The sequence below is a fragment of the Roseomonas sp. GC11 genome (genome assembly GCF_024437745.1).
Lineage (GTDB): Bacteria > Pseudomonadota > Alphaproteobacteria > Acetobacterales > Acetobacteraceae > Pseudoroseomonas.
Genome location: NZ_JANFNY010000009.1, coordinates 11,571 through 33,348, shown reverse-complemented (window position 1 = coordinate 33,348; position 21,778 = coordinate 11,571). Strand labels below are relative to the sequence as shown.

Genomic DNA, 21,778 nt, shown 5'->3' with positions numbered 1-21,778 from the left:
TCCTGCCTCGACCGAGGCCCCCGCAGCCCGACCAGCAGCCCCGAGATGGAGGCCCTGCGTCGCCGCGTCTGGCACGAGCAGGGCGTGGCCTCGCTGGCCATCGAGGACATCACCGATCCCTGGCTGCGCCAGGCCGTCACCAACGAAGCCACGCGGCGCTGGGGGCCGCGTCATGGAGGAGGCCAGCATGGCCGGTAAGCGGATGACGAAGCGCGTGGCAAAGCCGCGTGAGGATCTGTCGAAGCCCTCGCAGTGGCGGTTGCAGCATGGCGGCTTCTCGGAGCCGATGCGGGAGGCGGATCCGGAGACGGGCACGCCGATCGCGCATCGGCGGGCGGTGGACACGCTGGGGCTGATGCTGGCCAATGGCACGATCACGCCGCCAATGCATGAGGCGGGGGAGATTTTCCGCGGGCTGTTCCGGCGTGCGGCGCTGGATGGCATGAGCCACTCGCCGCTGATCCGGATGCCGGGCAAGACGGCCGATGCGCTGTCGGAGCGCAACATCGAGGCCCGGCGCCGCGTGGCGGCGGCGCTGGATGTGCTCGGTGGGCATGACAGCGCGGCCGGCTCCTGTGCCTGGTATGTCATCGGGCTGGAGATGTCGGTGCGGGAATGGGCGATGCGGGAGGGCTGGGGCGGACGCCCCGTGCCTTCGCCGCAAGCGCAGGGGATGCTGGTGGCGACGCTCAGCGTGCTGGCAGCGCATTTCCGGCTGACACCGCGGCAACGGGCTGCTTGAAGTCAGGCACAGGGACGAAGAAAAATCGAGGAAGCGCAGCGCAGGGTAGAAGAGCGAAAGAATGTCGTGTTGCAGCCGAGATTCGGGCGTTCTATCATCGACCCACCTTGAAAGACTGCGATCGCGCAGGGGGAGAGGGCGGCAGCCCCTCCCTCCGAAGCGAGGAGAGAAGTAAATCGCGAAGGGCCTGCAAGTCATTCTTCGGATGATCTGAAGAACAGAACAAATAAAAATCCAGAGTCCTTCCTGCGAATACTGTATGCGGGGAGCGGAAGCGCGCAAACCCCCTAGCGCCAGGCCAAAAACAAGGTTCGCGGTGCGCAATTGCGCCCGCGCGATGCCGATCCTCTCCTGATCCGGATGATCCCATGACGCTTCCCTGGCTGGCGGCGACGATCCTGCTGCGCCCGGCGGCGGAGCTGCGCGCGCATCCCGGCAATGCGCGGCGGCATGCGCCGGCGCAGATCGCGCAGATCCAGGCCAGCATGCGCGCCTTTGGCTTCACCAACCCGCTGCTGGTGGACGAGGCCGGCGTGCTGATTGCCGGCCATGGCCGGCTCGAGGCGGCGCTGGCGCTGGGGCTGGAGACGGTGCCGACCATCGTGCTGCGGCATTTGTCGCCGGCGCAGAAGGAGGCGCTGCGGCTGGCCGACAACCGCATTGCGGAGAATGCCAGTTGGGATCAGGCGCTGCTGCGCGAGGCGCTGGCGGTGGTGCAGGGGGCGGCGGAGTTGGATCTGGCGGCGCTGGGCTTCTCGGCGGCGGAACTCGACGACATCCTCGCGGCGGCTGGAGAGGCCGTGTCCGACGGCGACGCGCCCGAGGCTCTGTCGGCGCCCGCCGTCCAGGAGGGCGGGGAGGGCGCGGCGGAGGAGGATCCCGCGGATGCCACGCCCGATCCGCCGCGCCAGCCTGTCACTCGGCCCGGCGATCTCTGGCTTCTGGGCGAGCATCGGCTGCTCTGCGGCGACAGCACTGACGCCGCGGCCGTGGCGCGCGTGCTGGGCGAGGATCGCGCGGCGCTGCTCTTCACCAGCCCGCCCTATGGCAACCAGCGCGACTACACCACCGGCGGCGTCGGCGATTGGGAGGCGCTGATGCGCGGCGTGTTCCAGCATCTGCCGCGGATCCTGCGGGATGACGGGCAGGTGCTGGTGAATCTCGGCCTGATCCACCGGGAGGGGGAATGGCAGCCCTACTGGCAGGGCTGGCTGGATTGGATGCGCGGGCAGGGCTGGCGGCGCTTTGGCCTCTATGCCTGGGATCAGGGGCCCGGCCTGCCGGGGGATTGGAATGGCCGCCTGGCGCCGGCCTTCGAGCTGCTGTTCCACTTCAACCGCCAGCCCCGCCCGCCGAACAAGATCGTGCCCTGCAAATGGGCCGGCACGCCGAACAAGGGTAGCGGCCTGCGGGCTGCCGATGGCGCGGTGAAAGCCTACACCCATATCGGCCTGCCGGTGCAGGAGATGCGTATCCCGGACAGCGTGCTGCGGATTACCCGGCACAAGGGTCGCGGCATCGAGACGGAGCATCCGGCGGTCTTCCCTGTGGCGCTGCCTGAATTCCTGATGCGGGCCTACACGGAGGCGGGAGAGGCGGTGTTCGAGCCCTTTGCCGGCTCCGGCACCACGCTCCTGGCTGGCCAGCGGACGGGCCGGCCGGTGCGGGCGATCGAGTTGGCACCGGCCTATGTCGACCTGGCCATTGCCCGTTGGCGCCTGCTGCATCCTGATCTGGCGGTGACGCTGGCGGAGGATGGGCGCGACTATGACAGCATCACCGCAGAGCGGAGGGAGGTGCTGGTCGATGCAGGCTGAACTCCGGGTAGCCTCCATGGCGGTGGCAGTGTTGGTTCCCTACGCCGAGAACGCCCGCACCCATTCGGACGCGCAGGTGGCGCAGATCGCCGCCTCGATCGCCGAGTTCGGCTTCGTCAATCCGGTGCTGGTGGATGCCGCCGGCGTCCTGGTGGCCGGCCATGGCCGCGTGCTGGCCGCCCAGCGCCTCGGCATGGCGGCGGTGCCGGCGATCCGTCTGGCGCATCTGAGCGAGGCGCAGGCGCGCGCGCTACGGCTGGCGGACAACCAGATCGCCCTGAACTCCGGCTGGGATGAGGCGCTGCTGGCCGCGGAGATCGCCCGTATCCGCGACGAGGCAGTGGTGGATCTTGATGGGCTGGGCTTCTCGGGCGTGGAGATCGATCGCCTGCTGGCCAGCCTGGATTCTTTCTCGGGCGGCGAACAGATCTCCGGTGATCCAGACGCGCCGGCGCCGGAGCCGCCGGCGCAGCCTGTGACGCGGCCTGGCGATCTGTGGCGCCTCGGGCGGCATCGCCTGCTCTGCGGCGACAGCACTCAGGCGCGCGACGTGGCGCGTCTGCTGGCGGGCGCGCAGCCGCATCTGATGGTCACAGACCCGCCCTACGGGGTGAATTACGATCCGCAATGGCGGAACGAGGCCGGCCTCTCGGTGACGATGCGCACCGGCAAGGTGGCCAATGATGATCGCGCCGATTGGCGTGCGGCCTGGGCGCTGTTTCCAGGCGATGTCGCCTATGTCTGGCATGCGGGGGTGCATGCGCGCACGGTGATCGAGAGCCTGGAGGCTGCCGGCTTCGTGATCCGCAGCCAGATCATCTGGGCCAAGCCACGGCTCGTGCTGGGGCGGGGGGATTATCATTGGCGCCATGAGCCGTGCCTTTATGGCGTGCGCAAGGGTGCAACCGGGCACTGGCAGGGTGCGCGGGATCAGACGACGCTGTGGTCGATTGGCGCCGGGGCAGAGGATCTGGCGACGGTGCATGGCACGCAGAAGCCGGTGGAGTGCATGCGCCGGCCGATGCTGAATAACAGCGAGGCGGGGGAGGCGATCTACGAGCCCTTCTGCGGCAGCGGCACCGCCATCATCGCCGCCGAGACGAGCGGGCGGGTCTGCTTGGCGATGGAGATCGATCCTTCCTACTGTGACGTCACGCTCCAGCGCTGGGAGGCGATGACGGGCGAGGTGGCCGTACTGGACGGCGAGGATCGCACATTCGCTGACATTGCAGCCCAACGCTGCGCTGTCGAGAAAGCATCGTCATAGGCGCTCAATCTGCTTGGCTCGTGCGCGCCACAGCGCGAATGGTCCGTCACGCGCAGGGGAGAGGCTCCTGCGCCGGAGGACGGAGACGATGATGACCCAGCGCAGCAGCCGCAATCAGGAGAAGAGCCTGGCCGCCTTCCTGGCGAAGAAGGCGGAGTTTGATGCCCTGATCGACGAACTCCAGCAGGCCAGCGCGGATCATTTTGGCGCCAGCCCCGACGCCATCCTCTGGGGCGAAGCCGCCTGGCTGGCGGAGGCGACGGCGACGCTGAAGCGCCTCGCGGATCAGCATTTCCGCCGCGGCGAGTACGCTGCCTGAGCCGGGTCCCGCCCGCACCGCGCCCCGATCGGGTTCTGCCCGGCGGGGCTTGGGGTGGTAGCACCCGGCGGATCGGGTGCGTGAGCGAGGAGCCCGAGGATGACACTCTCCGATACCCAGCGCGCCATTCTGGCTGCCGCCGCGCAGCACCCGACGCATCTGGCGCAGGTGCCGGCGCGGTTGCCGGCGGGAGCGCGGCAGAAAGTGGCGCAGGCGCTGCTGAAGCAGGGGCTGGTGCGGACGCAGCCGAGCCCGGAGGGGGAGGCGGCCACGGCCTGGACGATCGCCGGCGCGACGATGGCGTTGCAGATCACCGAGGCGGGGCTGCGGGCCTTGGGGGAGGAGAGCGCGGCAGAGGAGCCCGCCACGGGCGCGGACACGGCGCCGCCAGAGGCCGAGGAGGCCACGCCGCAGGGTGAGGAGCCCCCAGCCACCGAAGCCGCCCCAGCGGCGCCCACACCCGCCCCAGGCGGCCGCCTGCGCGCCGCGGCCGCGGCGGTGCTGGCAGCCTGGGAGGCGGAGGCTTCGCTCGACGCGCCGATGGCAGCCCTGCGGCTGGCCCTGGCGGGGCCGGCCTCTCCCGCGCCGCGCAAGCCCCGCGAGGGCACCAAGCAGGAGGCGGTGCTGGCGTTGCTGCGCCGGCCAGAGGGGGCCAGCATCGCGCAGATCTGCGAGGCCACGGGCTGGCAGCAACACACCGTGAGAGGCTTTTTCGCCGGCCTCAAGCGGCGCCAGGGCCTCACCGTGATCGCGGCTGAGCGCATCCGCCAGGTCGGCCCGAACAAGGACGGCGCCAAGGGATCCTACTCGGTCTACCGCATCGCCGATTGAGCGATCCCCCCGGCATCGCGAGGCCCGCCGCGACATCGTGGCGGGCTTTGTCCGTCACATCCTTGGATGAGCACGGCGGGAGGTCGCCGCCATGCCGGAACTGACGCTCTCCACCCGCGAGGCGGCGCGTCGCATTGGTGTCAGCGAGACGGCGCTGCGCAAAGCCGAGAGCAGCGGCCGCATCGAGCGCGAGCCCGACGGACAATGGGATATCGCCAAGACCCGCCGCCGGCTGGTGGAAACAGCGGATCCGCACCGCTCGCCCCTGGCGGCCGGGGGAGCGGCCGAGGCCACGCCCTATGCGCGGCTGAAAGTGGCGCAGCTGGCGCTGAAGGTGGAGGCGCAGCGTCTCGCTCTGGATGAAAGCAAGCGGCGCCTGATCGACGTGGCCGAGGCCAATGCGACGATTGACGAGATGGCCGGCGCCATGCGCGATACACTGCTGAACTGGCCCGCGCGTGTCTCCGGTCTGATCGCCGCCGAACTCGGCGTGGAGCCGCATCTGCTGCAGACCATCCTGCAGAGCCACATCACCGATCTGCTGACGGAGGCCGCCGATCGCTTCGATCCCCCAGGCCTCGGCAGTGCCGGCGGAGATCGGCCCGCGGACGCGTGAGCATGTGCGCCGGCGGGCTGGCAGCATGCTGCGCCCGCCGCCGCAGCTCACCGTCTCGCAATGGGCCGAGCAGCACCGTATCCTCGGCAGCCGTGCCTCGGCCGAGCCCGGCCCCTGGCGCACCGCGCGCACACCCTATCTGCGGGAGGTGATGAATGCGCTCTCGGCGGTGCATCCCGCGCGGCGCGTGGTTTTCATGAAGGGCGCCCAGGTCGGCGCCACCGAGAGCGGCAACTGCTGGCTGGGCTACATCCTGCATCACGTGCCGGCGCCAGTGCTGGCCGTGCAGCCCACCGTCGAACTGGCCAAGCGCTTCTCGCGCCAGCGCATCGATCCGCTGCTGGAGGAGACGCCGGCGCTCAAGGATCGGGTGGCACCGGCCCGAGCGCGGGATAGCGGGAACACGCTGCTGTCGAAGGAATTCCCCGGCGGCATCCTGGTGCTGACGGGGGCGAACAGCGCGGTCGGGCTGCGCTCGATGACGGCGCGGTTTCTCTTTCTCGACGAGATTGATGCCTATCCGGGCGATGTCGAAGGGGAGGGTGACCCGATCGCACTGGCCGAGGCGCGGGCGCGCACCTTCGGCTGGCGGCGCAAGGCGTTCCTCGTCTCGACGCCGACGATTGCCGGCCGCAGCCGGATCGAGCGGGAGTACCAGGCCTCCGATCAGCGGCGCTACTTCGTCCCCTGTCCGCACTGCCAGGAGATGCAGTGGCTGCACTTCGAGCGGCTGCGCTGGGAGAAGGGCGACCCGCGCTCGGTCCGCTACCACTGCGAATCCTGTGACGCCGGCATCGAAGAGCATCACAAGACGGCGATGCTGGCCGGTGGCGAATGGCGTGCGACGGCGCAGGCTGAAGATCCGCACACGGTGGGCTTCCACATTTCGGCGCTCTACTCGCCGGTGGGCTGGCTGTCCTGGGAGCAGATTGCGCGCGATTGGGAGGCGGCGCAGGGCAAGGCAGAGGATCTGAAGACCTTCAAGAACACGGTGCTGGGAGAGACTTGGCAGGAGCAGGGCGAGGCGCCGGACTGGGAGCGGCTGCTCGAGCGGCGCGAGGATTTTCGGATGGGCATCGTCCCATCGGGCGCGCTGGTGCTGACGGCCGGCGTGGACGTGCAGGAGGACCGCCTCGAATGCGATATCTGGGGCTGGGCCGAGGGTTTCTCGTCGTGGCTGGTGGATCATGTGGTGATCCCCGGCAGCCCGCGTGAGCGCGCGCCCTGGACGGCGCTGGCCACGTTGCTGGCGCGAGACTGGCCGCGCGAATGCAGCGGCACGATGCGGCTTGCCAAGATCTGCGTCGACACGGGCGGGCGGGACACGGCGGCGGTCTATGGGCATCTGCGGCATTTGCGGGATCCGCGGATTGCGCCGACGAAGGGTGTGGATGGCTGGAACCGGGCGCAGCCGGTGCAGGGTCCGACGCCGGTGGATGCGCTGGTGGATGGGCGCAAGCTGCGCCATGGCCTGAAGCTGTGGACGGTGTCGGTTTCGCCCTGGAAGGCGGATCTCTATCGCCGGCTGTGGCTCGGCCGTGGCGATGCCGAGGCATTTCCGCCGGGCTGGGTGCATCTGCCGCAGGGGATCGAGGCCGAATGGGTGAAGCAGCTGGTGGCGGAGCATCTGCGGACGGCGAAGGATCGGCGCGGCTTTGCGCGGCAGGAATGGGCGAAGCTGCGCGAGCGGAATGAGGCGCTGGACTGCGCGGTGCTGGCCCGTGCCGCGCTCTGGCTGCTCGGCGCCGACCGCTACGGGGAGCGGTTCTGGACGCAGCTGCGCGAGCAGATGGCAAATGCGCCGCTGCAAGCGAGCGACATTCCCGCCGGTGGGAAGATCGCTTCGCCGCCCGTGGCAGCGGAACCGCTGCGGCCACGGGGCTGGCTGACATCGCGCGGCGGCTGGCTGCGGTGAGGAAAGGCTGCGATGACCCCTGACATCCTCGCCTGGGCGCTGGCGCAGCCCGCCGGCAGCCGGGCCGCCGCGCTCGCCGCCGCCTATACGGGCGGCACGACGCGCGTCACCTTCGATGGCCGCACCGTGGAATACCGCAGCCTCGACGAGCTTGGCCGCGCGCTCGCCGTGCTGCAGGCCGCCGAGAACACCGCCGCGCGCCGCCCGTCTGTGACCCTGGCCAGCTTCTCGCGGGAGGGAAGCCAATGATGGGCCGGTTCCGGGATGCCTGGAACGCGCTGCGGGGTTATGCCGCGGCGCAGGACAGCCGTGCCTCGGCCTGGGCGCCCTCCGGTGGCAGCGCCAATGCGGAGGTGGGCGCCGCCGCGGCCACCGTCGCGCGCCGCGCCAGGGATGCCGTGCGCAATGACCCCTATGCCGCCCGCATCGTCGATCTGTGGACGGGCAATGCGGTGGGCGCCGGCATCACCACCCGCTGGCCAGGCCGGGTGCAGGCCGAGGCCTGGCGCCGCTGGTCGGAGAGCACCGCCTGCGATGCCGAGGGCCGGCTGGATCTGGCCGGCCTGCAGGCCCTGGTCATGCGGGCGGTGGTGGAAAGCGGCGAGTGCTTCGTTCGGCTGCTGCCGGCCGAAGTGTCGCCGGCCAACCCGATCGGCCTGCGGCTGCAAGTGCTGGAGAGCGATCACCTCGACACGGCGCGCAATGGCCTGATCGCCGGCCACCCGACGCTCCAGGGCATCGCCCTCGGCGAGGCGGGCGAGCCGCTCGCTTATTGGCTGCATCGCGTGCATCCCGGCGCCTCCTGGCTGCTGCCCTCCGGCGGCCGGCTGGAGAGCGAGCCGGTGCCGGCCCGCGACGTGCTGCACGTCTATCGCAAGCGCCGGCCTGGCCAGTTGCGCGATGTCTCCTGGCTGGCGCCGGTGCTGACGCGGCTGCGCGATCTCGGCGATTACGAGGCTGCCCTGCTGATGAAGGCCAAGATCGAGGCCTGCCTGGCCGCGGTGGTCTCCGAGGAGGGCGAGGAAGCTCTGACCGGCGCCGCTTCCGGCCTGCTCCGCGATGCGCAGGGCCGCGCGGTCGAGAGCTTCGAGCCAGGGATGATCCTCTACCGGCGGGGGATGGGCTCGGTGGAGGTGGTGAACCCCTCGGGCGGTGGCAGCCACGCCGCCTTTGCCCGCCGGGCGCTGGAGGCCGCGGCGGTGGGCGCCGGCCTCACCTATGATCAGGTCTCGGGCGACCTCACCCAGGCGAATTACTCGAGCCTCCGCGCTGGCAAGATCGAGTTCCGCCGGCTCTGCGAGCAGGTGCAGTACGGGATGCTGATCCCGATGCTGGTCCGCCCCGTCGCCGAGCGCTTTCACCAGCAGGGGGCGCTGCTCGGGATGTGGCCGGCCGAGATGCCGGCCGCTGTGAGCCACGTGCCGCCGGCGCATGAGATGATCGATCCGCTGAAGGACACGACGGCGCTGATCGCCCAGGTGCGCGCTGGATTCGTGCCACAGCCCGAGGCGGTGGGTGCCTTTGGTTATGACTTCCGCCAGGCGGTGGAACTGATCCGCGAAGCCAATGCCCTGCTGGATGATGCGGGGCTGGCGCTCGACACCGATCCGCGCCGCGTGGCCAAGTCGGGCAGCGCCCAGGATGCGGCGCAACTCGCCGCCATCGAGATCGCAGCCACCGGCGCGGCGGCGCCCGCAGCAGGAGAAGACCCATGAGCGTCGGCGCCTATGACGCCGCCTCCGACACGCTGAAAGTGTCGTCCGGCGGCCGCAAGTTTCGCGACAGCTTCAATGCAGCCCTGCTCGATCCCGCGCATTGGGAGGTGAGTGCGACAGGCAGCGGCATGACGCTCGGCCTGGTCGATGGGGCGCTGACCATCACCACCGGCACGACGCTGGATGACGACATCCTCCTCACCACCCGGCAGCGCTTTGCTATCCCGCTGCGGATGATGGTGGCCCTCAATCTGAGCCAGCGCGTCGCCGGGCAATCGGTCTGGCTGGAACTGGTCAGCATCGATCCGCTGACCAACCAGCCCGATGGCGCGTCCTGCGCCGCCTGGCGGCTGGATGGCAGCAGCGCGACGGGGGCGAATTACGAGGTGCAGGCGGCCGGCGCGCCGCGGCTGAGCACCGGGGCGGCCGTGGCGATCCCGAGCACGGCGAGCACGGGCTGGTCGGTGCTGGAGATCGAGGCGGGCCAGGAGGCCTGCTGGTTCCATGGCCGCGCGATCGACAGCACGGCGGCGCGCACGCATTCCTATGTGCGCCACCAGCAGATCCCGGATCCCGACGCGCTCTATCGCTGGCGCCTGCGGGTGCGCAACCGCCAGATCATGGCCGGCATCAGCGCCGTGGCTGATAATGGCGCGGGGGCGATCCGCCTCACGCGATCTTCCCATGGCCTCACGACAGGGGATGTGGTCACGGTCGAGAATGTGGCCGGGGTGCCGGGGGCGAATGGCGTCTTTGCCGTGACGGTGATCGACACGGCGAATATCGATTTGATTGGCACGAGCTTCGCGGGGGCCTATGTCAACACGGGCTGGGCGACGCTGAGCCGCAATGCGGGGCCGGCGACGAGCACGGTGGTGAAGCTGCAATGCGTCAGCCTGGGCGATCAGGTGCCGCTGCTGGCGGAGATCACGGCGGGCCGCGGCCAGGGTGCGGCGGGGCAGGGGCTCGGGGTGAATGTGCTGGGCGCCGTGGCGCCGACGCTGACGCCGGTGGGTGGCCAGGCGCGCAACACCAACGGCGGTGTGCCGGTGCTGGTGGCGACAGGGCTTTCGGCGAATCCCGCGGCGGTGATCAGCGGCCGCGGGGTTGATCTGCAGGCGACGCTGATCGGCGCGCTGGTGGTCAAGCCCTACGCCATCCCGGAGGCGGATTGGCAATATGCCGCGCCGGCGGGCGGCATCACCACGAGCAGCGATGTCGTTCTCAAGGCCGCCGCCGCCGCGGGCATCCGCAACTCCGTGACCTCGATCGACGTCCGCAACGCGCATGCGACGGTGGCCACGGAGGTGGTGATCAAGGACGGGGCGACGGTGATCTGGCGGCAGCTGCTGCCGGCGGCGATGGCGGCGCCGGTGGAGATCCTCTTTCCCACCCCCCTGCGCGGCAGCGCGGCCACGGCCATGAACATCGCCTGCATCACCCCCGGCGCGCAGGTCTACGTCAACGCGCAGGGCTTCGCCGCGTCGTAGCGCCGGCGAGCAGCAGGACATCCACATGACCGAGACGACCGAGCCGGGCAGGGGCGACCCTGCGCCGGACGTCCCCGCCATGCCCATCGTGGCCCAGCGCGCGCTCGCCGCGCCGGCCACTGTCGATCGCGCGGCGCGCGGCGGCAAGGTGCCGGCCGTGACTTCCTGCACCACGCGCTCGATCTTCTCCCCGCTGCGGCTTTCGAGATGGGCGTAGAGCGGCCCGCGCTGGCTGTGCAGTTCCGGCACCAGCCAGCCCAGGCGCGCGGGCAAGTGCGAGACGATATAGGCGATCGGCCGGCGTGAGGCGGCGTCGCTGCGCAGGCTGTCCAGCCGCAGCCAGGGGGCCGCGGCATCGCGGCCGAGATCGGGGCGCGGCGGGGGCGGCGCCTCGTCGTCGCGCACGGAAAGGATCTCGAAATGCGTCTCCACCGGCATCTGGAAGAGGTCGCTGAGGTCGCGCACCGTGTGCACGAAGACGCTGGGCGGGCTCGCGGCAAGGACCATCGTGCCCGATTTCTGCCGGCGGCTGAGCAGCCCCTCCTCCACCAGCCGACGCAGCGCCTCGCGCAGCGTGTAGCGGCTCACCTCGAACTCGATGCAGAGCGCTGCCTCGGTCGGCAGATGCGTGCCGACGGGGTAGCGGCCGAGGCGGAGACGCTCGCGCAGGATGTCGCGGATCTGCAGATAGCGGGGCGTGTTCATCGCCTAATTTTTCAGCATTAATGCGCGCCAGACGCGCAGTAAGTCGTGGAAGCGACCATCAGGATGGGGGAATCTCCGCTGAATGAGTTCATTTTAGGCACTTGACGGGATATCTCAAAGCCGTTTTGGTTTTGTCCGGACATTATTTCAGGCCCGATCCGGCCGGAGTGCCCCGATGGACCATCCGCTTGCGCCTGAGTTGGAGATGACGGTCAACCTCGCCGAGGCCTTCGCCGGGCATGCGCTCGAGACGCGCGACGAGGACCTGACGGAAGAGGCGATCACGCAGGCCAAGGTCTTCATCCTCGATACGCTCGGCGTCGGCATCGCGGGCTCCAGCGCCTTCGCGGCCGACAAGGTGATCGACGCCGGCAAGGGCTGGGGCGCGGGCGCCGAGGCCACGCTCTGGGGCCGCGCGGCGAAGGTGCCCGCGGGCATCGCCGCGATGGCCAATGCCTTCCAGGTCCATTGCCAGGAATACGACTGCGTTCATGAAGGCGCCGTGTTGCACCCGATGGCGACGTTGTTGCCCGCAGCGCTGGCCTTCGCCGAACGCCAGGGCGGCATTTCGGGGCGCGCTCTGCTGACCGCCTGCGCCGTCGGCGTCAACGTCTCGGCCGGGCTCGGCATCGCCTCGCGTGCGCCGATGCGCTTCTTCCGCCCCGCTACCGCCGGCGGCTTCGGCGCGACGGCGGCCGTCGGCCGGCTCATGGGCCTCTCACGGGCCACGCTCGTGCAGGCGTTCGGCCTGCAATACGCGCAGACGAGCGGCACCTTGCAGCCGCATGGCGAGGGCAGCGCGGCACTGCCGCTGCAGGTCGGGCTGAACAGCCGCGCCGGCTTGCAGAGCTGCGACCTCGCCGCGCGCGGCATGCCCGGCACGATCGGTACTTTCGAGGGGCCCTACGGCTATTTTCCGCTCCAGGAAGGCACGTGGGACCTCGCTGAAACGCGAGCCGCGCTCAAAGGCGGGCGCTGGATGATCGCCGAGTTGAGCCACAAGCCCTACCCCGCTGGCCGCGCCACGCATGGCGGCGTGGAGGGGCTGATGCTGCTCATGCAGGGGCTGACGCCGGACATGGTCGAGAGCGTCACCATCACCGGCCCGCCGGTAACCGCGCGGCTCTGCTCGCGCCCCGACGTTGCCGACCCCACCTCGAACTACGCGCAGCTCTGCATGGCTTTCGTCGGCGCGAAGGTGATCCAGCACGGCTTCATCGACCTCGCGCATTATCGCGGTGCGGCGCTGACCGACCCGCTGACGCATGAGATCGCCAAGCGCATCCGTATGGTCTCCGACGGCGGGAGCGACCCGAACGCGCTGGTGCCGGTCTCGCTCGAATTACGGCTGAAGACCGGCGAAGTCCGGCATTGGCGCTGCGAGCAGATGCTCGCGAGCCCGTCGCGCCGCCTGACGCGTGAGCAGCACCTGACGAAATTCCGCCGCTGCTGGGATTTCGCGGCCGAACCGCTGGGCGAGGCGGCGCGCGATGCGCTGATCGCGATGGTCGATACGCTCGAAACCCTGGACGACCTGCGCGCGATGACCGCGCTGCTGCGGCCGGGAACACACTGAAGAACGCGCCCGCGAGGCGGCAGGATCGAGGAGGCAAGAATGCGCAAGGTGCTGACGGGGCTGGCGACAGCCGCGATGATGTCCGTTTCCATGCAAACGATGGCGCAGACACTCGCCGTCGGTAAGCAGTTGCTCTATCTCGCCGAGGACGTGCCGGCCGGACTCGATTACGACGGGCCCTCCGTCTCGGTGAACACGTCGCAGACCGGGTTCATCAACATGATGGACACGCTGATCGACTACCCGCTCTCGGGCGCGAGCCAGGACGGCATCCGCACGCTGGATTTCAGCCGCTTCGAGGGCCGCCTCGCTGAAAGCTGGAGCTATGACGCCGCGAGCCTGACCTGGACCTTCAAGCTGCGCCAGGGCGTGAAGAGCTGCGCGGGGAATACCTTCACCGCCGATGACGTGATCTACACGCTCGCGCGCGGCAAGTCGGTCAGCGGTGCGGCGCCGATCAACTGGTTCCTCGCCAGCCTCGGCTCGATCAAGGGCTTCGACCGCTCGGTCTTCACCGGCGGAAGCCGCGAACTCGGCGATGCTGTTGAGAAAGTCGACGACTACACGATCCGCATCCGGCAATCGAGCGAGAACAACCTCTTCCTCACCGTGCTCACCGTCTACTCCATGGCGCCCTTCGACAGCGTGGAGATGAAGAAGCACGCGACCGCGCAGGACCCCTGGAGCCACACCTACGCCAATACGGTGAACGCGGCGGGCTTCGGGCCCTATTGTCTGGAACGCTGGGTGAAGGACGACGAATTCGTCCTGCGCGCCAACCCCGACTATTATCGCGGCAAGCCCGATATCGACCGCGTGGTGATCAAGCGCGTGCCGCAGAGCGCGAACCGCGTGCTCGCCATGCGCGCGGGCCAGGCGCAGCTCACCCAGCGCCTCGCCGCGCGCGAATTCCAGAACCTCGCTACCGCGCGGGGCGTGAAAGTTGCTGGCATTTTCGGCAACGAGACGCTCGTGCTCGGCCTGAACTGGCGCACGCCGCCCTTCGACAACCCCAAGCTGCGCCAGGCGATCGCCTATGCGATGCCCTACGAGCAACTCGCCCGCATCGGCTATGCCGGGGCGGGGCGGCAATGGGAGGCGCATTTCCCCACCTCCATCGCCGGCTTCATCAAGCCCGAGCAGCAATATCCGCGCGACCTCGTCCGCGCCCGCGTGCTCCTCGCCGAGGCCGGTTTCCCCGAGGGCAAGGGGCTCGAGCAATATGCCGACGCCTTCCACCTCGCCTTCACCGCCGAGCGCGAATCCTATCTCGGCCCCATCGCGACGGCCATCAAAGCGGCGCTGGGCGACATCGGCATCCAGCTCCAGATCGACCCGATGCCGCAGACGCAGTTCGCCGACCGCCGCATGGTCAAGAAGGACCTGCCGATGGCGCTCTCGGACACGGAAAAGCCCGTGGGCCCCGACGTCGTCTATGCCACGCGGCTCTATTTCGTCTCGCCCCAGGCGGGCGGCGTGAACAACATCACCAACTACTCCAACCCCGAGCTCGACCGCCTCTTCACGGCGGCGCAGACCGAGCCGGACCCGGCCAAGCGCCTCCCTCTCGTCGCGCAGATCCAGAACCTCGTGCAGAGCCAGCTCGCCTGGGTGCCGCTGCTCGAAACCCGGACGCAATGGGCCTTCTCAGAGCGCCTCTCGGGCCTGACCTGGCACCCGGACAATTCGCTGCGCCTCTTCGAACTGAAACTGGCGCAGTGAGGCGCGCATGACCGGCTTCGTCGCCCGACGCCTCGCCACCGCGCTTCTGCAACTCGTGGGCCTCGCGCTGGTGGTGTTCTTCGCCATCCGCCTGCTGCCGGCCGACCCGGTGGCGCGGCTCGTGGGGCAGAACGCCTCGCGCGAGGCCTATCTCGCATCGCAGCACGCCCTCGGCCTCGACCGGCCTGTCCTCACGCAGTTCGGCGCCTATCTTGGCGCTCTGCCCGGCGCTTCGGGCCTGTTGCAGGGCGATTTCGGCACGTCGTGGGTGACGGGCGAGCCGGTAGCGAAGGAGATCGGGCGCGCGCTGCCGGTCACGCTCGAGCTGATCACGATTTCCTTCGTTCTAGCCTTCATCCTTTCGGTGCCGCTTGGGATGCTCTGCGCGCTGAAACCGGGCGGGGCGGCCGACAATGCGACCTTCGGCTACAGCCTCTTCGCCGGCTCGCAGCCCGAATTCTGGTGGGGCCTGCTGTTCATCTACTTCTTCTTCGCGATCATGGGCTGGGCCCCCGCCCCGCTCGGGCGGCTCGACCCGCTCTCGACCGCGCCGCCCGCGGTGACGGGCTTAATCACCATCGACAGCCTGCTCGCCGGCAACATGGCCGCCTTCAGCGACGGGCTGCATCACCTGATGCTGCCGGTGCTCACGAAGGTCTTCGTGCTCTCGGGCCCGATCGTTAAGATGGTGCGGCAGAACATGGTGCGCGTGCTAGGCTCGGATTACGTGCTCTTCGCCCGCGCCTCGGGCTTGCCGCCGGGGCGGATCGCGCGCATGGCGCTGAAGAACGCGCTCGCGCCCGCGCTGACGCTGCTCGGCGTGCTCTACGGCTATATCCTCGGCGGCGCGGTGCTGATCGAAACGGTGTTTTCCCTGCCCGGCATCGGCAGCTACGCCGTGCGCTCGGTCCTCGCCTTCGACTATCCGGCGATCCAGGCGGTGGTGCTGGTGATCGCGGCCGTCTCGCTCTTCGTCTATCTCGCGCTCGACATCGTGCACGCGCTGCTCGACCCGAGGCTCGCCTCGTGAGCGGCGCCGCCCTCTCCGTCGAAACCGCGCCTCGCACCGCGCGCCAGGCGAGGGACCCGCTCTTCCTGCTGGGCAGCGCGATCGTCGTTCTCTCGCTCGTGCTGATGGTCATCGGGCCCTGGATTGCGCCCTATGACGTCGGCCGGCCGACGGACGACATCGCCGTGCCGCCACCCGACCTCGCCGAGGTGCCGGGGCTGCTCTATGCGGTGATCACCGGCGCGCCGCACGAGCCGATCCACTGGTTCGGCACGGATACCGCAGGGCTCGACGTCTTCTCCCGCGTCATCGCCGCGCCGCGCACGGATGTGGCGATCGCGCTCGGGGCCAATCTCGCCTCCCTCGTGCTCGGCAGCCTGCTCGGCCTGCTCGCGGGCACGGCGCGGCCCTGGCTCGGCGCCCTGGAGATGCGGCTGTCGGACTTGGTGCAGGCGTTTCCCGTCTTCATCACGGGCATGATCCTCGTGACACTCGCCGGGCGCAGCTTCACGACGATCGTGCTAACGCTCGCGCTGCTCTACACGCCGATCTACGTGCGCCTGACGCGCGCGGAAGTGCTGACGCAGCGCCATCGCGGTTTCGTCGATGCCGCGCGCGCGCTCGGCAAGGGCGAGGCCTTCCTCGCGCTGCGACACGTGTTGCCGAACGCGCTCGCGCCGGCGCTGATCCAGGCCTCCGTCACCGTCGGTTTCGCCATCCTGATGACGGCTGGGCTCTCCTTCGTCGGCGCCGGGGTGCGGCCGCCCGCGCCCGAATGGGGGCTGATGATCGCGGCGGGCGCCGACCAGATCATCCAGGGCGAGTGGTGGACCTCGGTCTTCCCCGGCCTCGCCATCTCGCTCACCGTGTTCGGCTATGCCTGTTTCGGCAATGGGCTGGAGCGCCGCCATGCCCGCTGAACCGCTGCTCTCCGTCCGCGGCCTCAGCGTCGGCTTTCACGGCGCCATCGCCGTCGATGCGGTCGATCTCGACGTCATGCCGGGCGAAATCCTGGGCCTGACGGGGGATTCGGGTGCAGGCAAATCGACGCTCGGCCTCGCGCTGCTGGGCCTCACGCGCCCGCCCGGGAAGCTCCTCGGCGGCCACGTGACGCTCGAGGGCGAGGACCTGCTCGCCCTGCCGGAAGACGAGCTGCGCAAGCGCCGCGGCAGCCGCATCGGGCTTATTGTGCAGAACCCGCGCGGCGCACTCTCGCCGCTGCACACGGTCGGCGGGCAGATCGGCGGCGTGCTGCGCGCGCATCTGCCGCTCGGGCGCAAGGGCGCCTGGCAGCGCGCGGTGGAGCTGCTGCGCGGCCTCGGGCTGAACGACCCCGCGCGCCGGGCGGAGGCCTATCCGCACGAGATCAGCGGCGGCATGGCCCAGCGCGTGCTGATCGCCATGGCACTCGGCGCGGGGCCGCGCCTGCTCGTCGCCGACGAGCCGACGAGCGGGCTCGACGTGACGATCCAGGCGCAGTTCCTCGACGAGCTGGCGCGCGCCGCGCGGGCCGCGCAATCGGCCGTGTTGCTGATGACGCAGGATCTCGGCATCATTGCCAATTACTGCGACCGCGTCGCGGTGATGCAGCAGGGCCGGGTGCTGGCGCCGATGTCGGTGCGGGATTTCTTCGCCGCGCCGCCGGACGAGTATAGCCGCACCCTGCTCTCGCTCCGCCGCGAGGCCCCGCCCGCGCCGCCGGCCCAGGAAACGCCGCTGCTGGTCGCGAAGGATCTCTCCAAGCGCTTCACGCTGCGCGGCTCGGGCAAGGTGCTCCAGGCGGTCGATCGCGTGGAACTCACGCTGCATCGGGGCGAGACGCTCGGCCTCGTGGGCGAGAGCGGCTCGGGCAAGACGACCGTCGGGCGCTGCCTGCTGCGCCTCGTCGAGCCCAGCGGCGGCAGCATCGAATTCGAGGGGCAGGACCTCGTCACCCTCAAGCCCGCCGAATTGCGGCGCCTGCGCAAGCGCGTGCAGATCGTCTTCCAGGACCCGTTCGACGCGCTCGACCCGCGCTGGACGGCGGCCGAGATCCTCGGCGAGGCGCTCGAGAAGCGCGACCCGGCGCGCATCGCCGAGCTGCTCGCCCTCGTCGATCTGCCGGCGACGACCGCCGCACAGCACCCGCGCTCGCTCTCCGCCGGCGCGCAGCAGCGGCTTTCCATCGCGCGCGCCATCGCGGCCGAACCCATGCTGATCGTGCTCGACGAGCCGACCTCGGCGCTCACGCCGCTCGCGCGCGTGGGCATCGTGCGGCTGCTGCGCCGGCTGCAGGAGAAGCTAGGCACGGCCTATCTCTTCATCTCGCACGATCTCAACACCGTCGAGCAGCTCAGCCACCGCGTCGCGGTGATGTATCTCGGCCAGATCGTCGAACAGGGCAGCCGGGTGCAGATTTTCGAGGCGCCTCGCCATCCCTACGCGCGCGCCCTGCTCGCCGCCCATCTCGCGCCCGACCCCGCGCGCCGGCGCATCGACCGCGCGCCCGAGGCGGCACTCGCAGGCGAGATCCCGAGCCCGGTCGATCTGCCGCGCGGCTGCTACCTCGCCGGGCGCTGCCCGCAGGCACAGGAGGCCTGCCGCACGACGCCGCAACGCCTGATCGCCCTGCCCGACGGCCGTGCCCTGCGCTGCGCGCCCGAAGCAGCGCGGGCCATGAACACTGAACCGACCCTGATCGCCGGAGGAGTCCTGACGTGAGCCTGAACCGACGCATCCTGTTCCAGGCCGGCGCCGCCGGCCTCGGCCTCATCGCCGCCCCGCGCCTCGCGGGTGCCGCCGAGCGCGTGCTGACCGTGGCGCTGCCCAACAACCCGACGACGCTCGACCCGATCCAGATCTCCAATCATGACGCGATGGCGATCACGAACACGCTGTTCGAGAACCTGCTCGAGACCGATCTCGAAGGCAATGTTGTGCCCTGCCTCGCGCGCGCCATGCCCACGATCTCTGACGACGCGCTCCGCTTCACCTTCGACCTGCGCGACGACGTCGTCTTCCACAACGGCCAGAAATTTTCGGCGGAAGACGTGAAGTACTCCTACGAGTACATGCTGGACCCGAAGAACAAGTCCATCCGCCGCAGCCTCTTCTCGCCGATCGAGCGCATCGAGATCGAGAGCCCGACGCGCATCACCTTCCTGCTCAAACAGCCCTATCGGCCCTGGCTGCAATACATGCAGAAATTCATGGCCGTCTTCCCCAAGGGCTCGCGCGAGGCAGTGGGTGACGACGCGTTCAAGAGCGCGCCCGTGGGCCTCGGCACGGGGCCTGGCATCTTTGTCGAATGGCAGCCCGACACGCAGATCGTGCTCAAGCGCAACCCCAACTACTGGCGCCGCGGGAAGCCGGGCTGGGACCGCGTGGTTGCTCAGATTGTGCCGGAAGATGCGACGCGCCTGGCTTATCTGATGACGGGGCAGACACAGATCATCAGCGCGCCCCCGCCGCGCGACTTCGAAAAGTTGAAGACGCAGTATGGCATCAAGACGGGCAGTCGTGTCGCCCTCGGCGGCATGTGGTTCATGCAGACCAACACGAAGCGCGCGCCCTTCGACGACGTGAACTTCCGCAAGGCCGTCTCCTGTGCGATCGACCGAAAATCAATCGCGCGCGACGTGCTCTACGGCCTTCTCGATCCAACCGCGACGCCTGCACCGAACGCGACGAGCTATTACAATGCCACAGCCGACGCCGCGATCGGCTACGACCCGGCGCGCGCGAAGGATTATCTCGCGAAATCTCTTTATTCCAAAAAGGCTTCCTTCGAACTTCTCGTCCCCTCCATCCCCTATCTCTTCGATGCGAAGGACAGCGCGGTGGTGATGCAGTCCCAGCTCGCCGCCGTTGGCATCGAGATGAAGATCACGCTGATGGAGCAGCCGCAGATCCTCACGCGCGCCATCGCGGGCACGCAGGTCGCCTCCCTGATGCCGCTGATGGCGCCGGCGGACCCGACCTTCATCATCCAGATCTGCTACACCGCGAACCAGATCATGTCGAAATCATCGGGCTATACGAACCCCGCGCTCGATGCCGCGATCCAGGAGAGCTACCGCTATACCGACGCCGCGCGGCTCGACCCCGTGCTTAAGCGTATCCAGGATATCCTCGCCGAGGACTGCCCGAACGTCTGGCTAGGCTTCGTCGGAATCGCCAATGCCTGGCGCGATGAGGTGAAGGGTTTCGCGCCCAATTCCGGCCTCTCGATGCAATTGCGCGACGTGACGCTGAGCTGATGGCGGCCCTGCTCGCCCGGCTGTTCGGCTCGCTCGGCGTGCTAGTCGCGGTGAGCCTCGTGCTCTTTGCGCTGATCCACGCGAACCCCGTCTCGCCCGCGCGCGTCGTGCTTGGCAACGATGCCTCGGAGGAGGATATCGCCGAGTTCAACGCCGAGCGTGGGCTCGACCGGCCGGTGGCCGCGCAATATCTCGCCTGGGCGGGTGCGGCGCTGCGTGGGGAGTTCGGGCGCTCGCTCGTCGACGACACGGCGATCACGCGCACCATCGCGCAGACCATGCCGGTGACGCTTGAACTCGTGCTCTGGGCCTTCCTCGTCGCGCTCGCCGTCGCGCTTCCGCTCGGCATTGTCTCGGCGCTCTACGAGGATCGCTGGGTCGATCACCTCGCCCGCGCGCTCGCGACCATCGGCGTCTCCATCCCCGGTTTCTGGCTGGGGTTGATGCTGATCGCCTGGGGGGCGGTCGGGCTCGGCTGGTTTCCCGCCGGCGGCTACGTCTCGTGGGAGATGGGCGCCTGGCCACATCTGCGCGCGATGGTGCTGCCCGCCCTAGCACTCGGGCTCTACTACGTCGCGATCATCAGCCGCATGACGCGCTCGGCGATGGGCGACGTGATGCTCGCCGAGCACGTGCGCGTCTCCCGCGCCATGGGACTCGGGCGGGGGCGGCTGATGGTCTATACGCTGCGCAATGCGTTGCCGCCGGTCATCACCGTCGCGGCCATGTCCTTCGGCTACATGTTCGGCTGGGCGCTGATCGTGGAGCAGGTCTTCACCCTGCCCGGCATGTCGCGCGCGCTGCTCAACGCGATCTTCCGGCGTGACTATATCATGATCCTCGACATCGTGCTGATCATCACGGCGATCTTCCTGCTCGCGAACCTCATCGCCGACGCGCTGCACCGGCTCGTCGATCCGCGGGTGGCGCGATGAGCGCGTTCGGCACGCTGCTGCGCCGCCCGGCTGGGGCGGCGGGGGTTGTTCTCGTGCTGGCGGCTGCTCTCGCGGCGGTCTTCGCGCCCTGGCTCGCGCCCTACGATCCGCTCGCGGTCGATCTCGCGCGCAAGCTCGCGCCCCCCTCGGCCGCGCATTGGCTCGGCACCGACAGCACGGGGCGCGACGTGTTGAGCCGCCTGCTCTGGGGTGCCAGGCCCTCGCTCGCGGTCGGCCTTCTCGCGGTCTCCATCGGCGGGATCGGCGGGGTGGCGCTCGGCGTCACGTCGGCGATGGCGCGCGGCTTGTGGGAGCAACTAGCGATGCGCAGCATGGACGGGTTGGCTGCCATTCCGCTGCTGATCTGGGCGATCGCGATCGTCGGCATCGTCGGCGTCGGCCCCGTGCGGCTCGGGCCGCTCACCTTTCCCAACGAGGCGAAGATCGTGCTGCTGATCGGCGTGCTCTACATGCCCCCGCTCGCGCGCGTGGCCTATGGCGGCGCGCTGCTCGAGGCGCGTGCGGATTACGTGCAGGCGCGTCGGCTGCAGGGCGCGAGCGGACTTTCCATCATGCTGGGCGACGTGCTGCCCAACTGCCTCTCGCCCGTCGTCGTGCAGGCGACGCTGCTGGTCGCCGTCGGCATCGTCGTCGAGGCATCGCTCTCCTTCGTGGGCCTCGGTGTCGAGCCGCCCTTCCCGAGCTGGGGCGGGATGCTGGCGGATGCGCGGCGAGTCATCTTCTCGGGCGAATGGTGGACCTACGTCTTCCCTGGCCTCGCGATTTCGCTCACCGTGATCGGCTTCAACCTGCTCGGCGACGCGCTGCGCGACACGCTCGACCCGCGCAAGGTCTCGGCTGCGGGCAAGGTAGTGACCTGA

General features: G+C 69.4%; 20 protein-coding genes and 1 pseudogene. 20 read left to right on the top strand and 1 reads right to left on the bottom strand.

From position 1 onward, the window contains the following. Window positions 1–45: 45 nt before the first annotated feature. From NON00_RS04605 to NON00_RS04550, 12 genes are all read left to right on the top strand, one after another. Window positions 46–198 (top strand): hypothetical protein, encoded by a 153-nt coding sequence (locus NON00_RS04605; RefSeq protein ID WP_256017910.1) that lies wholly within the window; start codon window positions 46–48, stop codon window positions 196–198. Then, window positions 188–742, top strand: coding sequence for a hypothetical protein (locus NON00_RS04600; protein WP_256017909.1), 555 nt, complete (start codon window positions 188–190; stop codon window positions 740–742). The genes NON00_RS04605 and NON00_RS04600 overlap by 11 nt, the downstream gene beginning before the upstream one ends. A 368-nt stretch (window positions 743–1,110) precedes the next feature. Further along, window positions 1,111–2,559, top strand: coding sequence for a site-specific DNA-methyltransferase (locus NON00_RS04595; RefSeq protein WP_256017908.1), 1,449 nt, complete (start codon window positions 1,111–1,113; stop codon window positions 2,557–2,559). Continuing rightward, entirely contained in the window at window positions 2,549–3,826 is a 1,278-nt protein-coding gene (locus NON00_RS04590; protein WP_256017907.1) for a site-specific DNA-methyltransferase, read from the top strand. The genes NON00_RS04595 and NON00_RS04590 overlap by 11 nt, the downstream gene beginning before the upstream one ends. A 91-nt stretch (window positions 3,827–3,917) precedes the next feature. Next, the gene (locus NON00_RS04585) at window positions 3,918–4,145 is read left to right on the top strand and encodes a hypothetical protein (protein ID WP_256017906.1); all 228 of its coding nucleotides are present in this window, start codon (window positions 3,918–3,920) and stop codon (window positions 4,143–4,145) included. 99 nt (window positions 4,146–4,244) lie between these two features. Then, window positions 4,245–4,976, top strand: a complete 732-nt coding sequence (locus tag NON00_RS04580; RefSeq protein WP_256017905.1) for a DUF3489 domain-containing protein — start codon at window positions 4,245–4,247, stop codon at window positions 4,974–4,976. A gap of 91 nt (window positions 4,977–5,067) precedes the next feature. Then, a complete protein-coding gene (locus NON00_RS04575; RefSeq protein ID WP_256017904.1) occupies window positions 5,068–5,592 on the top strand; it encodes a hypothetical protein in 525 nt (174 codons plus the stop codon). Between the two features lie 25 nt (window positions 5,593–5,617). Continuing rightward, the gene (locus tag NON00_RS04570) at window positions 5,618–7,507 is read left to right on the top strand and encodes a phage terminase large subunit family protein (protein ID WP_256017903.1); all 1,890 of its coding nucleotides are present in this window, start codon (window positions 5,618–5,620) and stop codon (window positions 7,505–7,507) included. 12 nt (window positions 7,508–7,519) lie between these two features. After that, window positions 7,520–7,756 carry a phage head-tail joining protein gene (locus tag NON00_RS04565; RefSeq protein ID WP_256017902.1) on the top strand — a complete coding sequence of 79 codons (237 nt, stop codon included), beginning with the start codon at window positions 7,520–7,522 and terminating at the stop codon, window positions 7,754–7,756. Continuing rightward, window positions 7,753–9,222, top strand: a complete 1,470-nt coding sequence (locus tag NON00_RS04560; RefSeq protein ID WP_256017901.1) for a phage portal protein — start codon at window positions 7,753–7,755, stop codon at window positions 9,220–9,222. The genes NON00_RS04565 and NON00_RS04560 overlap by 4 nt, the downstream gene beginning before the upstream one ends. Next, window positions 9,219–10,712, top strand: coding sequence for a hypothetical protein (locus NON00_RS04555; RefSeq protein WP_256017900.1), 1,494 nt, complete (start codon window positions 9,219–9,221; stop codon window positions 10,710–10,712). The genes NON00_RS04560 and NON00_RS04555 overlap by 4 nt, the downstream gene beginning before the upstream one ends. A gap of 25 nt (window positions 10,713–10,737) precedes the next feature. Next, the gene (locus NON00_RS04550; RefSeq protein WP_256017899.1) at window positions 10,738–10,929 is read left to right on the top strand and encodes a hypothetical protein; all 192 of its coding nucleotides are present in this window, start codon (window positions 10,738–10,740) and stop codon (window positions 10,927–10,929) included. On the opposite strand, the pseudogene NON00_RS24885 reads toward NON00_RS04550, so the two are convergent. Beyond that, window positions 10,899–11,417 (bottom strand): annotated as a pseudogene (locus NON00_RS24885) (GntR family transcriptional regulator); the annotation flags it as partial. The gene NON00_RS04550 and the pseudogene NON00_RS24885 sit on opposite strands and share 31 nt — an antisense overlap. Window positions 11,418–11,592: 175 nt before the next feature. On the opposite strand from NON00_RS24885, the gene NON00_RS04545 reads away from it, so the two are divergent. From NON00_RS04545 to NON00_RS04510, 8 genes are read left to right on the top strand one after another with little or no spacing between them, the layout of a single operon-like run. Beyond that, window positions 11,593–12,993, top strand: coding sequence for an MmgE/PrpD family protein (locus NON00_RS04545; protein ID WP_256017898.1), 1,401 nt, complete (start codon window positions 11,593–11,595; stop codon window positions 12,991–12,993). A gap of 39 nt (window positions 12,994–13,032) precedes the next feature. Further along, window positions 13,033–14,715, top strand: a complete 1,683-nt coding sequence (locus NON00_RS04540; protein ID WP_256017897.1) for an ABC transporter substrate-binding protein — start codon at window positions 13,033–13,035, stop codon at window positions 14,713–14,715. Window positions 14,716–14,722: 7 nt separating this feature from the next. Next, entirely contained in the window at window positions 14,723–15,745 is a 1,023-nt protein-coding gene (locus NON00_RS04535; protein ID WP_256017896.1) for an ABC transporter permease, read from the top strand. Beyond that, window positions 15,742–16,644 carry an ABC transporter permease gene (locus tag NON00_RS04530; protein ID WP_256017895.1) on the top strand — a complete coding sequence of 301 codons (903 nt, stop codon included), beginning with the start codon at window positions 15,742–15,744 and terminating at the stop codon, window positions 16,642–16,644. Before NON00_RS04535 ends, NON00_RS04530 begins: the two co-directional genes overlap by 4 nt. Then, window positions 16,634–18,424 (top strand): ABC transporter ATP-binding protein, encoded by a 1,791-nt coding sequence (locus NON00_RS04525; RefSeq protein ID WP_256017894.1) that lies wholly within the window; start codon window positions 16,634–16,636, stop codon window positions 18,422–18,424. Before NON00_RS04530 ends, NON00_RS04525 begins: the two co-directional genes overlap by 11 nt. Further along, the gene (locus NON00_RS04520; RefSeq protein ID WP_256017893.1) at window positions 18,421–19,962 is read left to right on the top strand and encodes an ABC transporter substrate-binding protein; all 1,542 of its coding nucleotides are present in this window, start codon (window positions 18,421–18,423) and stop codon (window positions 19,960–19,962) included. Before NON00_RS04525 ends, NON00_RS04520 begins: the two co-directional genes overlap by 4 nt. Beyond that, the gene (locus NON00_RS04515) at window positions 19,962–20,897 is read left to right on the top strand and encodes an ABC transporter permease (RefSeq protein WP_256017892.1); all 936 of its coding nucleotides are present in this window, start codon (window positions 19,962–19,964) and stop codon (window positions 20,895–20,897) included. Before NON00_RS04520 ends, NON00_RS04515 begins: the two co-directional genes overlap by 1 nt. After that, window positions 20,894–21,778 carry an ABC transporter permease gene (locus NON00_RS04510; RefSeq protein WP_256017891.1) on the top strand — a complete coding sequence of 295 codons (885 nt, stop codon included), beginning with the start codon at window positions 20,894–20,896 and terminating at the stop codon, window positions 21,776–21,778. Before NON00_RS04515 ends, NON00_RS04510 begins: the two co-directional genes overlap by 4 nt.

Excerpts from the sequence above, each read along its gene's own strand:
- NON00_RS04605 (WP_256017910.1), top strand. The coding sequence starts at position 46 with ATGGAGGCCCTGCGTCGCCGCGTCTGGCACGAGCAGGGCGTGGCCTCG.
- NON00_RS04600 (WP_256017909.1), top strand. The coding sequence starts at position 188 with ATGGCCGGTAAGCGGATGACGAAGCGCGTGGCAAAGCCGCGTGAGGAT.
- NON00_RS04595 (WP_256017908.1), top strand. The coding sequence starts at position 1,111 with ATGACGCTTCCCTGGCTGGCGGCGACGATCCTGCTGCGCCCGGCGGCG.
- NON00_RS04590 (WP_256017907.1), top strand. The coding sequence starts at position 2,549 with ATGCAGGCTGAACTCCGGGTAGCCTCCATGGCGGTGGCAGTGTTGGTT.
- NON00_RS04585 (WP_256017906.1), top strand. The coding sequence starts at position 3,918 with ATGACCCAGCGCAGCAGCCGCAATCAGGAGAAGAGCCTGGCCGCCTTC.
- NON00_RS04580 (WP_256017905.1), top strand. The coding sequence starts at position 4,245 with ATGACACTCTCCGATACCCAGCGCGCCATTCTGGCTGCCGCCGCGCAG.
- NON00_RS04575 (WP_256017904.1), top strand. The coding sequence starts at position 5,068 with ATGCCGGAACTGACGCTCTCCACCCGCGAGGCGGCGCGTCGCATTGGT.
- NON00_RS04570 (WP_256017903.1), top strand. The coding sequence starts at position 5,618 with ATGCTGCGCCCGCCGCCGCAGCTCACCGTCTCGCAATGGGCCGAGCAG.
- NON00_RS04565 (WP_256017902.1), top strand. The coding sequence starts at position 7,520 with ATGACCCCTGACATCCTCGCCTGGGCGCTGGCGCAGCCCGCCGGCAGC.
- NON00_RS04560 (WP_256017901.1), top strand. The coding sequence starts at position 7,753 with ATGATGGGCCGGTTCCGGGATGCCTGGAACGCGCTGCGGGGTTATGCC.
- NON00_RS04555 (WP_256017900.1), top strand. The coding sequence starts at position 9,219 with ATGAGCGTCGGCGCCTATGACGCCGCCTCCGACACGCTGAAAGTGTCG.
- NON00_RS04550 (WP_256017899.1), top strand. The coding sequence starts at position 10,738 with ATGACCGAGACGACCGAGCCGGGCAGGGGCGACCCTGCGCCGGACGTC.
- NON00_RS04545 (WP_256017898.1), top strand. The coding sequence starts at position 11,593 with ATGGACCATCCGCTTGCGCCTGAGTTGGAGATGACGGTCAACCTCGCC.
- NON00_RS04540 (WP_256017897.1), top strand. The coding sequence starts at position 13,033 with ATGCGCAAGGTGCTGACGGGGCTGGCGACAGCCGCGATGATGTCCGTT.
- NON00_RS04535 (WP_256017896.1), top strand. The coding sequence starts at position 14,723 with ATGACCGGCTTCGTCGCCCGACGCCTCGCCACCGCGCTTCTGCAACTC.
- NON00_RS04525 (WP_256017894.1), top strand. The coding sequence starts at position 16,634 with ATGCCCGCTGAACCGCTGCTCTCCGTCCGCGGCCTCAGCGTCGGCTTT.
- NON00_RS04515 (WP_256017892.1), top strand. The coding sequence starts at position 19,962 with ATGGCGGCCCTGCTCGCCCGGCTGTTCGGCTCGCTCGGCGTGCTAGTC.
- NON00_RS04510 (WP_256017891.1), top strand. The coding sequence starts at position 20,894 with ATGAGCGCGTTCGGCACGCTGCTGCGCCGCCCGGCTGGGGCGGCGGGG.